The 13,756-nt window shown below is 71.8% G+C and carries 6 protein-coding genes and 1 pseudogene; all 7 read left to right on the top strand.

The annotated features are described in order from the left end of the window. Positions 1 to 1,301: aldehyde dehydrogenase (locus CCN56_RS27795; protein WP_086830686.1), on the top strand; the 1,301-nt coding region annotated here is incomplete at its 5' end. A gap of 29 nt (positions 1,302 to 1,330) precedes the next feature. Continuing rightward, entirely contained in the window at positions 1,331 to 2,407 is a 1,077-nt protein-coding gene (locus CCN56_RS27790; RefSeq protein WP_086830682.1) for a zinc-binding dehydrogenase, read from the top strand. Positions 2,408 to 2,584: 177 nt separating this feature from the next. Then, positions 2,585 to 5,815: an AAA family ATPase gene (locus CCN56_RS27785; RefSeq protein WP_086830680.1), complete on the top strand. Its 3,231-nt coding sequence runs from the start codon at positions 2,585 to 2,587 to the stop codon at positions 5,813 to 5,815. A gap of 254 nt (positions 5,816 to 6,069) precedes the next feature. Next, positions 6,070 to 6,258 carry a hypothetical protein gene (locus tag CCN56_RS27780; RefSeq protein ID WP_086830677.1) on the top strand — a complete coding sequence of 63 codons (189 nt, stop codon included), beginning with the start codon at positions 6,070 to 6,072 and terminating at the stop codon, positions 6,256 to 6,258. Then, positions 6,255 to 9,584 carry a S8 family serine peptidase gene (locus CCN56_RS27775; RefSeq protein WP_086830675.1) on the top strand — a complete coding sequence of 1,110 codons (3,330 nt, stop codon included), beginning with the start codon at positions 6,255 to 6,257 and terminating at the stop codon, positions 9,582 to 9,584. Before CCN56_RS27780 ends, CCN56_RS27775 begins: the two co-directional genes overlap by 4 nt. 191 nt (positions 9,585 to 9,775) lie before the next feature. Further along, positions 9,776 to 10,331: pseudogene (locus CCN56_RS27770) on the top strand (amino acid permease); the annotation flags it as partial. Between the two features lie 770 nt (positions 10,332 to 11,101). Next, on the top strand, positions 11,102 to 13,756 hold a 2,655-nt coding region (locus CCN56_RS27765; protein ID WP_218779458.1), incomplete at its 3' end, for a TIM-barrel domain-containing protein.

Below are 13,756 nucleotides of genomic sequence, written 5' to 3'. Positions count from 1 at the left end.
CGGCCCGCGAAGCCTTCGACCACGGCCCGTGGCCCCGGATGACGCTGGCGGAGCGCATCGAGATCGTCACCCGGATCAAGGACGGGCTCCTCGCGCGCCATCAGGAGCTCGCCGAACTGATCACCCTGCAGAACGGCTGCCCCCTCACCGTCTCCGTCCGCGCGCAGGCGCTCAGCGCCGTCGCCACCTTCGGCGCGACCCTCGCCGTCGCTGCCGGACAGGTGACGGAGGAGGAGCGGCCCGGCCTCACCGGCCCCCTCCTGATCCGCCGCGAGCCGGTCGGCGTGGTGGCCGCCGTCACCCCCTGGAACGTGCCCCAGCTGACCATCGCGGGCAAGCTCGCGCCCGCCCTGCTCGCGGGCTGCACCGTCGTCCTCAAGCCGTCCCCGGAGACGCCCCTGGACGCCTACCTCCTGGCCGAGGTGTGCGAGGCCGCCGGACTTCCGGAAGGCGTGCTCAGCGTCCTTCCGGCGGACCGCGAGACCAGCGCCCACCTGGTCGCCCACCCGGACGTCGACAAGGTCGCCTTCACGGGCTCGGTCGGCGCGGGCAAGCAGATCATGGCCGCCGCCGCCCGGAACCTCACCCGCGTCACCCTGGAACTCGGCGGCAAGTCCGCGGCGATCCTCCTGGAGGACGCTGACCTCGACGCCGCCCTGCCCAGCCTCGTGACGGGCGCCTTCGCCAACAGCGGCCAGGCGTGCGTCGCCCTGACCCGCGTCCTCGCCCCGGCGAGCCGCTACGACGAGATCGCCGCGAAGCTCACCGCGGCCGTCGCCTCGCTCAGGGTCGGCGACCCGTCCGACCCGGCCACGCAGATCGGTCCGATGGTCACCGAGCGGCAGCGGCAGCGGAACCTCGACTACATCCGCATCGGCCAGGACGAGGGCGCCAAGCTGCTCACCGGCGGCGGCATCCCCGAGGGCCTGGGCACCGGCTGGTACCTCGAACCCACCTTGTTCGGCGACGTCGACAACGGGATGCGCATCGCCCAGGAGGAGATCTTCGGCCCGGTCATCTGCCTCATCCGCTACGAGGGCGAGGCCGACGCCGTCCGGATCGCCAACGAGTCCCCCTACGGCCTGGCCGGCACGGTCTGGGCGGGCACGGACGAGCGCGGCACCGAGATCGCCCGGCTGATCCGCACCGGGACGTATTCGGTCAACTGCCAGCGCTTCGACGTCGCCGGCCCGTTCGGCGGCTACAAGAACTCCGGGATCGGCCGCGAGTTCGGCCCCGAGGGCTTCGCCGCGTACCAGGAGACCAAGACCATCCACCTGCCCGCCCCCGCCCGGGCCTGAGCGGCTTCCCCAGCCACGAGGAGCACATGATGCACGCAGCAGTCCTGCACAAGACCGGTGACGAGACCCTGGACCTCGTCGACGTCGAGTCGACGTCCTTCGGCCCCGGCCGCGTCCGCGTCAAGATACACAAGGCCGGCCTGTGCCACTCCGACCTGTCGGCCATGAGCGGTGTGCTCGCCCACCCCGCCCCGTTCGTTCCCGGCCACGAGGGCGCCGGCGAGGTGATCGAGGTCGGCGAGGGCGTCACGCACGTCAAGCCGGGCGACCGCGTCATCGTCTGCTGGATGCCGCCCTGCGACGCCTGTCCTTCCTGCAGGGCCGGCGACGGCCACCTGTGCCGCAGCGGCTACCGCAACCTCGCCCACCTCAACTTCCGCAGCGGGGAGACGGCCGTGCCCGGGATGCTCGGCGCCGGCACCTTCGCCGAGGAGACCGTGATCGCGGCCTACGCGGCGATCCCGATCCCCGACGACGTGCCCTACGACATCGCCGCCCTGATCGGCTGCGGCGTCACCACCGGCATCGGCGCGGCCCTCAACACGGCCAGGGTCAAGCCCGGTTCGTCGGTCGTCGTCATCGGTCTCGGCGGCGTCGGCATCAGCATCCTCCAGGGAGCCAAGGTCGCGGGCGCGGCGCGGATCATCGCCGTGGACCCGACGCCGAACCGCCGCGAGTGGGCGCTGAAGTTCGGCGCCACGGAGGCCATCGCTCCCGAGGAGCTGCCAGAGACCGTCAAGCGGCTCACCGGAGGCTTCGGCGTCGACTACGCCTTCGAGGCCGTCGGCAAGGCCGGCACGCTGCGCGCCGCGTACGACGCCACCCGCCTCGGGGGGACGGTCTGCCTCGTCGGCGCCGGTTCGCGCACCGACACGACCGACATCAGCATGGCCGAACTGGTCCTCAACGAGAAGGCGATCCTGCCCTCGTTCTACGGCGGCGACGACATCCGCCGCACGTACGCCACGATCATCGACCTGTGGCGCGCGGGCCGCATCGACCTCGAGTCGATGATCACGCACCACGTCCCGCTGACGGACATCAACGAGGCGATCCGCCAGATGCACACCGGCGAGGCCCTGCGCACGATCGTCGACATCGCCTGAGTCGCTCCAGCGGCGGCGGCACGACCGGGGACTCCACGGAGGAACGAGCGGGATCCCCGGTCACGCGGACGTCCGGAAGCACGTCGTCCGGACGCACCGCCCACGGTGTCGCGCCCACGACGGCAGGGGCGCACAGCCTCGTCGTACGAAAGACCGTTCATCGCTAAGGTGTGCGCCATGTCAGGACCGGCCGAGACCCCGCGCGCTCCACGGCTGACCCTGCACCTCCTCGGAGGGTTCGGGGCGGTCCGTGACGACGGCGTGGAGATTCCCCGGCGTTGGCGTCGCAGCACCGCGCAGACACTGGTGAAGCTGCTGGCCGTGGCCCCGGGGCGGCGGCGCCATCGCGAGGAGGTGATGGAGCTGCTGTGGCCGGACGTCCCGATGGAGTCGGCCGTACGGAATCTACGGGTCACGCTCCACGCCGCGCGCCACGCCATGGAACCGGAACTCGCGCCCCGGACTCCGTCCTCCTACGTGGTGGCGGAGGGCGAGGTGCTCTTCCTGGCGGCGGACCGGGTACGGGTCGACGCCGACGAGGCGGAGGAGTCCGCCCGGGCCGCGCTGGATTCGGGTGCGCCCGACGTGCTCGGCGCGGCGCTGGCCTCCCTGGACCGGGAGCTCCTTCCCGAGGACCGGTACGCGGACTGGGCGCGGGAACGTCGCCTCCGCATCGAGGTGCTCCGCGAGCAGCTCGTACGGGCTCTGGCGGAGCGCCTGTTGGCCGAAGGCCGCACCGACGACGCCGTCGGTGTGCTGCGCGAGGCGCTGGACCGATTCCCCGCCGACGAGGGGCTGCACCTGCTCCTGGCGCGGACCTGGTGCGCCATGGGCCGGCCACGCCAGGCGATCCGGCAGTACCACGCCTGTCGCGAGGCGCTCTCCGAGGAACTGGGCGTGCGGCCGGGCGCCGAACTGGAGGCGCTGCACAGGACCGCCCTGGCCGCGCTCGACGCCCGGACCGTCCCACCGCCCGCGCGCACCCTGCCGGAACCCACGCCGCTGCCGCCCGCGATTCGCCGCCCTGAACGCCTGCCGCTGTTCGGCCGGGAGCGCCCGCTGGAGCTCCTCGTCGAGCACGCGCGTGGGTCCGTGCCGGAACCCGCGGTGGTGTCGGCGCAGACCGGGGCCGCGCCGCTTGTCGTGGTGCGCGGCGAGGCGGGCATCGGCAAGACGCGGCTCGTCGCGGAGGCGGCACGCCGTGCGGCGGCCGAGGGCGTGTGCGTGCTGTGGGGCACGAGCCACGAGGCAGAGGGGCAGACGCCGTACGGGGTCTTCGTCGACGCGCTCGACGGCCGGCTCGCCGGGTGCGGTGCGGAGGAGCGTTCCCGGGTGGGCGCCGAACACACGGGGCTCGCCACCCTGTTGCCCTCGCTGGGCGGGGGGCCGGTCGCCGCCGCGAGCCCCGAGGAGGAGCGGGCTCGGCTGTTCCGCGCCGTCGCCGGTTTCCTCACCGACCTGGCGGCGGCCCGGCCGGTCCTCGTGGTGCTCGACGATCTGCACGCCGCCGACCCGGGTTCGCTGAGCCTGCTCCACCATCTCGTCCGCACCACCCAGGCCAGACGTTGGCGGTTCATCGCCACCTGCCGCGACGACACCCTCGAACCGGACGACGTGCGGCGACAGGTGCTCGACGGGATCCTGCGGCAACGGATGGCGGTGGAGGTCGACCTCCTGCGTCTGAGCCGAGCCGACTGCGCGGGACTGGCCGCCGCCGCGGCGGGCCGCCCCGTCGGTACGGACTCCGCGGCCGGCACGGACTCCTCCGGCCGCTCGGGCTCCGGCTCCGTCGAGTCCGCGGAGGCGCGTCGGAGGGTCTCTCGCATCTTCCGGCTCTCGCTCGGAAACCCGCTGTTCGCCCTGGAACTGACGAGCACCCCGGGAGCGGACCTGGAGCGCATGGAACCGCGGCACCGCACCACCGCCGAGCCGGACGCCGACGCCGTTCCCGACGGCATCCGGCGTCTCGTCGGCAGCAGGCTCACCCGCCTGCCCCGTGACGCCCGCCGCACCCTGGCCGCCCTGGCGGTCGCGGGCGGCACCACCGTCGCGCTCACCGAACTCGAGGCCGTCACCTCCACCGGTCTCCATCCGCCGCTGGAGGGCCCGGAAGTCACGGCGGCCCTCGACGCGGCGGCCGGATCGGGCATCGTGGAGGAACGCGATGTCGTCCTCGGTGGCCGGGCCGTTCTCGGTTACGCCTTCCGTCACCCACTCGTACGACTCACCTGCGCGGAACAGCTGAGCAGAGCCGCGCGCAGGCGGATCCACCAGGCGTACGCGGACGCGGTGTTGCGGCTGCGTCCCGACGCCGTCGACACCCTCGCGTTCCACATGGCGGTTGCCGACGACGAGCGGGCACCGGCCTACCTCCGGGCGGCCGCCGACCGGGCGGCCGCCCTGTACGCCAACGACAGCGCCTGCGACTACTACCGCGAACTGGTCGCCAGGCTGGACGCCACCGACCGGGCGGCGGCGGGGGAGGCACGGCTGGCCTGGGGCGAGGTCCTGCGCCGCGCCGCACGCTATCCCGAGGCCGAGGACGTGCTGAGGCGGGCGCTGCGGGATCTGACGACGGCCGGGGACTCCTCCGGCGCGCTGCGCGCCGCGGTTGGTCTGGCAGAGGCCCTGGGCCGTGCCGGGCGCCCGCTCGACGGTCTCGCAGTGCTCCGGGGGGCTCCGCGCGGCCGGGCGACGGCCGGTGAGCGTGCCCGGCTCCATCTCGCCTTCGGCGCGCTGGGCTTCCACGCCGGGCACTTCGACGAGACGCTCGTGGCCCTGCGCCGCGCGGAGTCGGAGACCGCGGGGCTCCCCGCCGGGGAGCGGGATCCGCTGCTGTCCCGCACGTTCACCACCCGCGCCGCCGCCCTGCTCGTCACCGGGCAGGTACGGGAGAGCCGCGAGGCGGCCGAGGCGGCGCTGAGCACGGCCGAGCGGACCGGCGACGCGGCGCTGATCTCCAGCGCGCTCTCCGTCGTGGGCGAACTGGCCCGCGAGGAGGGCCGGCCGAAGGCCGCACGGGACTTCGCGCGGCGTGCCGTCTCGGTCGCCCGGCGCACCGGCGACCCTGCCGTACTGGCCTTCGACCAGAGCAATCTGGCGGGCGCCGAGCTGCTGGTGGGCGACCACCGCCGGGCGACGTCCCTGTCCCATGCGGCGGTGCGGCTGGCCCGTTCGCTCGGTGCCTCGTGGGTGCTGCCGTACACGCTGGTGGGTCTCGCAGAGGTCGAACTGCGGTGCGGGCGCCACGCGCGGGCCGAGGAGGCGCTGAGGGCCTGCGCCGACGCGATGCCACTCGCCCGCGACCCTCAGGTGCTGGAAGGCATGCGACGGCTGACGGAGGAGCTGGCCGCGACTCGGGTCGTCACCCGGAGCGCCGGTCCGTCCACCCTCCTGGAAGAGCGGTAATGCGCGGGTAACGAGGGCTGCCTACGGTCCTGGCCACCCCCGGAATCCCGGGGTGAGCGTGCCCGCACTCCCGCCCGTCCAGGAAGAACCGTCCCATGTGTGCTGCCTCGTCCCGAGCGTCGTCCGGCGCCCCGTTCCCTGAGTCGTCAGCTTCGGACGACTCGGTCCGCGCCGTCGTCGATGCGGGGGGCGAGCCATGGGCGCGCATCCTCGACCTTCTTGAGCGGCGCCGGTGCGAGCTGCCCGAGGGCAGCGTGCTGGAACTGCACAGCGCCAACCCCCAGGTCCGTCCCTCCCTCCGCGCGTGGTGCCGGCTCACCGGAACCGTGCTGCTCGAGGAGGACGGGCCGGCCGGCCGGAGTGCGTACCGCATCAAGCTGCCGTCGTCTTCCGTGCCCGGCACGCCGACCTCCTCCCCCCTCCAGAACCCGGAGACCTCATGAGACACCCCGCCCGTGCCCGACTCGTGGCGGCGATCACCGTCGCCGCCCTGTGCTCGCCCGCGGCCCTGCCGTCGGCGGCCGCGGGGCCCGTGCCGGACGCGGCCGCCACCCCTGCCGTCTCCCCGTCCGGCGCCTCGGTGAGCCGTACGGTCACCCTCGTCACGGGTGACCGGGTCACGGTCACCACCACCTCGGACGGCAGGAAGTCGTACAGCGCGGAGCCCGCCGACGGTTCGGCGCCGGGTACGGTCCTCGCCCGTACGGACATCGACGGCGACGCGTACTTCTACCCGAGCGACGTCATCGGCAAGGTGGGCTCCGTCCTGGACCCGCAGCTGTTCAACGTCGACGGCCTGATCCGCGACGGGTACGACGACTCCCGCGCCGGGACGCTGCCGCTGATCGTGCGCCGCGCCGACGCGGCGCGGCCGGACGCGCTGGCCGACGACGGTCTGCTGCCCGCCCAGCGCGATTTCCGCTCGCTGAAGGCGAGCACGGCCGTCCTCGACAAGGACGACGCGGCCGAGCTCGGTGACGCCCTCGACACCAAGGGCGCGCTGAAGGGCGTCGAGAGCATCTGGCTCGACGGAAAGGTCCACGCCGACGCGCTGGACCGCAACCTCACCCAGATCGGCGCCGACACCGCCTGGCGGTCCGGCCGTACCGGCAAGGGCGTCAAGGTCGCCGTGCTCGACACCGGGGCCGACCAGACCCATCCCGACCTCGTGGGCCGGATCAGTGCGAGCAGGGACTTCTCGGGCAGTGGCAGCACGCTCGACAAGCAGGGCCACGGAACCCACGTCGCGGCGACCGTGGCAGGCAGCGGCGCCGGGGCGCCGGGTCTGCGGTCCGGCGTCGCACCGGAGGCCGACCTGATCATCGGCAAGGTACTCGGCGACGACGGGTCCGGATCGGACTCACAGGTCATCGCCGGGATGGAGTGGGCGGTCGCGCAGGGCGCGAAGGTCGTCAACATGTCGCTGGGCAGCGGCCCGACCAACGGCAGGGACCCGGTCACCCAGTCGCTCGAAGCGCTGGCCACCTCGTCCGACACCCTCTTCGTGGTGTCGGCGGGCAACAACGGTCCGAACATCAGCACCGTGTCCGCCCCCTCGATCGCCCCGCACGCCCTGTCGGTCGCCGCGGTGGACTTCGCCGGCGGCACCGCCTCGTTCTCCAGCCGTGGCCCCTCCTTCAACGGAACGGTCAAGCCCGAGATAGCCGCCCCCGGCGTCAACGTCGTCGCGGCCCGCGCCACCGGCACGAACATCGGCACCGTGCAGTCCGACCCGGCGTACACGGCGCTCTCCGGCACGTCGATGGCCGCCCCGCACATCACCGGCGCCGCGGCCGTCCTGGCCCAGGAGCACCCCGACTGGACCCCGGACCAGCTCAAGCACACCTTGATGGGCACCACGACGGCTCCGCAGAACGGCCAGTCCCTGTACGACGTCGGCACCGGTGTGGTGAACCTCCCCGCCGCGCTGAAGCAGACCGTCGTGGCCGACACCGGTGCCCTCGACTTCGGGCGCCTCGACGTGACCGACGGCACCGCGACCCGTTCCGTGAAGCTCACCAACAAGGGCGCCGCGACGGTCACCCTGGACCTCACGGGCACCTTGGCAGCGACCGGATCGACCCCTCCGGTCGGCCTGCTGAGACTCTCGAACCCCACGGTCACGCTGGGCGCCGGCGAGTCCACCGACGTCACCCTCACCGTCGACGCCACGGGCACGCCCACCGGCACCTACACCGGCGCGCTGACGGTCCTTCCCGCCGGTGGCGGCCAGGCGCTGCGGGTCCCGCTGCTCCTGGACCGGGCGCAGTCCGTCAAGGTCACCACCCTGGACCGCGCCGGCAAGCCCGCACCTGCCCAGATCTCCCTGCTCAACGCAGACAGCGGTGCCTCGCTGAACGCGGAGATCGGCGCCGCGGGCACCCGCGACCTGCGGGTTCCCGAGGGACGCTACATGGGCCTGGCGATGATCGGGATGACCATCGACGGACTGCGTCAGATCGCCATCGTCAGCGCCGATCTGACGGCCGGTTCGAACGAGATCGTCTTCGACGCCCGCAAGGCCCGCCGCTGGACCGCCTCCGTGGAGGGCGAGAACACCAGGCCCGAATTCATGGTGGGCAACCTTACCCGTACGACCGACGACGGCAGGTACGGCATCCGGCACAGCATGCTGGCCGGCGGCGCCTACGGTGCCTTCCCGCGCGACGCGCTCTGGATCACGCCCACCACGGAGGCCCACCTCGGCAAGGTCGCCTTCAACGAGCGGTGGCGCCTCGCCGACGCGGACAGCGACACCGCCGTGGGCGATACGAATGTCCTCTACGACGCGGCCTACGCCCGGACCGAGGTCGGCGACGATCCCGAGCGCCGGCTGACCCGCGACGAGGTCGAGACGTTCGCCAAGGTCCGCATGACGTACCGGGGCATGAACGAGAAGCTCCGCTACCAGGAGGGCAGTACGGTCTACGGGACCGGTCTGAACGGCCTCAACGTGTCCTCGCCGTCCTACCTGACCGTTCCCCGGGAGCGCACGGAGTACATCCAGGCCGAGGACCGGACATGGCTGCGGTTCAGCTACCGCAACCAGAACGGGGTGTCGATGAACTACGCGCCGGCCCCGTTCACCTACCGGCCGGGTACCGCCACGAAGTACACCTGGTTCACCGGCCCGTTCTCCGTGCTCGCCACGGGCCAGGCCACCGGGGCCCGCCTCCAGTTGAAGATGGACGACACCGTCGATCCGGAGGGGCGCGTCGGGCAGAACGGCGACTTCAACTTCCCCCAGCGCGTACAGACCACGACACGGCTGTACCGCGACGGGACCCTGGTCGCCGACCGGGGCTCGTCGATCGACAGGACCTTCGCCGACGCCGGCAAGGCCTCGTACGAGTTGAGCCGCACGTACACCTCCGCCGGCATCTTCCCGATGGGCGGCGAGGCGGCGTCCAGGTGGACCTTCACCGCCGGCGGCACGGGTGACGCGGCGACTCCGGTGAACCTGCTCAACGTGGCGCTCGACGCCCCGCTGAACGACCTGAACCAGGCGCGGGCCGGCCTTCCGCTGCTGGTGAAGGCCGACGTCACGGGCGCGGTCGACGGCCTGAGCGAGGTGCGCGCCTGGGTCACCGCCGACAACGGTGTGACCTGGCAGCGGGTCCCCGTCCTCGGCGAGGACGGCGCGTACCGGTTCCTCGCACCGCACACGGCGCTGAGGTCCGGTGGCTTCCTGGGCGTCCGCGTCGCGGCGGAGGACCGGAGCGGCAACACCGTGGACACGGCGCTCCCCAGGGCGATTCCGGTCGGGTGACCCCACGCTGACGACACGACGGTGCCACCGCTCCTCGGAGCGGTGGCACCGTCGCGTTCCCGGGGCGAAAGCACCGGCGCTACGGCCCTCGGGCCGGACGGGGCGTCAGGAGAGCGGTCGCTAACGGCGGAGACACGGTCGCGAGCCCGACAGGTATTCGCAGGAACTCGCCTAGGCGACAGGGGACGGCCATGACCGCCACCACCGATCCCGCTCGGCAGGCACCTCCCTCCCCGGGCGCCGCGGGCGACGGCTCGCTCGCCGCGTTCGGCTACCCCCCAGGAGTTGCGGCGCCGGATGGGGCGGTACGCCTCCTTCGCCGCCGGGTTCTCCTTCATCTCCGTACTGACCACGGTCTTCCAGTTCTTCTCCCTCGGTTACTCCTTCGGGGGTCCGGGCTTCTTCTGGACCTGGCCCGTCGTCCTCGTCGGCCAGTTCCTCGTCGCCGCCTGCTTCGCCGAACTCGCGGCCCGGATGCCCATATCGGGGGCGATCTACCAGTGGGCGAGCCGGCTCGGCACCCCGGCCTTCGGCTGGTACGCGGGGTGGATCATGGTAATCGGGCGGATCGTCGTCGTGGCGGCCGCCGCCCTCGCGCTCCAGGTCGTGCTCCCCGCGGTCTGGCCGGGCTTCCAGTTAGTCGGTGGGGACCCTTCGCCGCCGACGACGAGCGGAGCCGCCAACGCTGCCGTCCTCGGCCTGCTGGCGCTCACCACGCTCCTCAACGTCCTGGACAACCGCGCGCTACGCCTGGCCCCATGTGGGCGCCACCTGCGACGCCCCCGGCCCCTGCGGATCACCTACCCGGCCCTGCCTCTCGCGCCGTCCTCCCTCGCTCGCCCCGCCGGCCATGAAGGCACCCTCACCGCGCTCCGGGCCCTGGCCGCCGCCCCACGCCTGCAGGTCATGGTCCACCTCGCCAACCGGAGCCGCTCCACCAAGGAACTCACCACCCTTCTCGGCCTGTTCCCCTCCGTGATCTCCCGCCACTCCCACCAGCTCACCCAGGCTGGACTCACCGCCACCCGTCGCGAGGGCTGCTACGTCCTCTACGCCTCCGTCCCTGACCGCCTCGACCTGATTGCCACCGCCCTCATCAGTCTGGTCCTCAGGCCCGAAGACTGAGCGAACAGTGCTGCAAGCCTGGTGCGCTGTGACCGCGACGTCGAACACGAGACGGCCCTCCCTCTGTCGACTGCGGGATCACGCGGCACGTGTGCTTGTCGGAGCGCTCGCTCGGCGGTTGTGGGCCCGGTGGCGAGGCATGGCGCTGGTCACGGCGTGAGGAGGGCGCTGGACAGGGCGCTCAGCCCCTCATCAACGCCCGTCACAGGCGCGGCCGTGTTCGTTTGGTGCGCGTAAGTCAAGTTCCTCTGCTTGAAGTTGCTTATAGATAGGCAATTTCAGTCACTTGACGTCAAAATTCCGGTCTGCTGCCATGGCAGGGCACAGCACCAACCTCACGGACTCGCGCGTTCACCGCGCGGTGGAACAGAGACCTCCAGGGGAGGCACCGAGTGAGTGCTGCACTGCCCACCACCCATCCCAGTGCGAGAAGACGCTGCCGCGGGCGCGTCTCCGCCGTCCTGAGTCTTTCGCTCATCGCTGCTCTTCTGGCGGTGTTCGGCCCGGCGAGCCCGGCCTCCGCGGCCACGGCGGGCGACGCCACCGCGGTCAGCCAGTCCGGTGACACCTTCACCATCAGCACCTCCGGCGAGGCCGCCGCCCGCGTCACCGTCGCCCGTGCGGACGTCTTCCGGATCTGGCTGTCCCCGACCGGCACGTTCACTGACGACCCCGCCGGCACCGACCTCGCGACCGACACCGACTTCGGCGCGGTCGGCGCCACACTGACCGACGCCGATGACCACTGGCGCGTCTCCACCTCGGAGATCAGCCTGCACATCAACAAGTCGCCCCTGAAGTTCGCCTTGTACAAGGCCGACGACTCCACGCTGGTGTGGTCGGAGTCCGAGCCGACCAGCTGGACCACCTCGCAGACCACCCAGCACCTGAACCGCGCCGCGGACGAGCAGTTCTACGGCACCGGACTCCACCTGGGGGACTGGGCCCTGCGCGACAAGACGGTGCCCGTCGCGGTCTCCAACCAGTGGACCGAGGGGACCAACGCCAGCCCGGCGCCCTTCTACATGTCCACCAACGGCTACGGCGTCATGCGCAACACCTGGGCCCCGGGCTCCTACGACTTCGGAGCGCCGACGGACCTGACGCACAACGAGCTTCGTTTCGACGCCTGGTACTTCGCGGGCGACTCGCTGAAGGACGTCCTGGGCGGATACACCGACGTCACCGGCAAGCCGTTCCTGGCGCCGATCTGGGGCCTGGAACTGGGCAACGCCGACTGCTTCAACGCCTCCAACCCTTCGTACACGGGAGACCACGACCGGCTGGGTCACCAGACCACGCCGGACGTGGTCGGGTATGCGACGGCCGCACGGAATGCGGACATGCCGTCGGGATGGTTCCTGCCCAACGACGGCTACGGCTGTGGTTATGCCGACCTGCCGGACACCGTCAGCGATCTTGAGGGCAAGGGCTTCAAGACCGGCCTCTGGACCTCGACGGGGCTGGGGAACATCGACTGGGAGGTGGGAACCGCGGGTTCGCGTGCCGTGAAGACCGACGTGGCGTGGATCGGCGGCGGGTACAAGACGGCGTTCACCGGCGTGCAGGAGGCGGTGGACGGCATCGAGGACAACTCCGACGCCCGCAGATTCGTCTGGACCGTCGACGGCTGGGCCGGCACCCAGCGCAACGCCGTCGTGTGGACGGGGGACACCAGCGGCACATGGGACGCCATGCGGTGGCACGTCCCCTCCATCGCGGGTGCGGGGCTGTCAGGCCTGAACTACGCCACCGGGGACGTGGACGGGATCTTCGGGGGCAGCCCGAAGACGTACACGCGGGACCTGCAGTGGAAGGCGTTCACCCCGGCGTTCATGACCATGTCAGGATGGGGTGCGACCAACCCGTCCGCCGGATACCAGGACAAGCAGCCCTGGCGGTTCAGCGAGCCGTACCTGTCGATCAACCGGACGTACCTGCAGCTGAAGATGCGGTTGATGCCGTACCTGTACACGATGAGCAGGACCGCGCACGAGACGGGCGTGCCCTCGACCCGGGCGATGGTGCTGGAGTACCCGGACGACCCGGTCGCACGTGGCAACCTCACGAGCGGTCAGTTCATGGCCGGAGACTCGTTCCTCGTCGCGCCGGTCGTGAGCGACACCGAGGTGAGGGACGGCATCTATCTGCCCGAAGGCAGCTGGACCGACTACTGGACCGGGAAGGTCTACGAGGGGCCCGGCTGGCTCAACGGATACGCGGCACCGCTGAAGACACTGCCGCTGTTCGTCAAGTCCGGTGCCATCGTGCCGATGTGGCCGCAGATGAACTACAGCGGTGAGAAGGCGGCGTCCACCCTGACGTACGACGTGTACCCGCGCGGCGACTCCTCGTTCAGCCTGTACGAGGACGACGGGGTCACACGGGCTCACGAGGACGGCGCGTACGCACGGCAGCAGGTCGACGTCACGGCACCCGCCTCGGGCACCGGCGACGTGACCGTCTCCGTTGGGGCCAGGGACGGCAGTTACACCGGCAAGACGACCTCACGCGGGTACGAGTTCAGCCTGCACACCGCCACCGCTCCCAGTGCGGTGACGATCGGTACGACGACCCTCTCCGCGCTCGGCGACAAGGCGGACTACGACGCCGCGGAGAGCGGCTGGTACTTCGACGGGAACGATCGGTCGGGGGTGCTCTGGATCAAGGCCGGGAGTCGATCCGGGGCGTTCACCGTGAAGGCGGCGGGCATCACGGTCGCGCCCGCCGGGCCGATTCCCTCCGACTCCGCGCCGATCCCTCGGGCCGCCTGGTCCGTGACCTACGCGGACAGCGTGCAGGCCGGAAGTCAGTACGCGGCGGCCAACGCCATCGACGGGAACAGCGCGACGATGTGGCACACCAAGTGGAGCGACGGTGTGGCCTCCCTCCCCCACGAGATCCAGATCGACCTCGGTGCCCGCTACCGGGTCGACGGTCTCGGCTATCTGCCCCGGCAGGACGGGGGCGTTAACGGTCGGATCGGCCAGTACGAGGTGTACGTCTCCGACACCACCAGCGCCTGGGGCAGCCCGGTGGCCACCGGG

Source organism: Streptomyces sp. NRRL B-24572 (assembly GCF_002156145.1).
GTDB lineage: Bacteria > Actinomycetota > Actinomycetes > Streptomycetales > Streptomycetaceae > Streptomyces > Streptomyces vietnamensis.
This window is presented reverse-complemented; position numbering and strand designations above follow the sequence as displayed.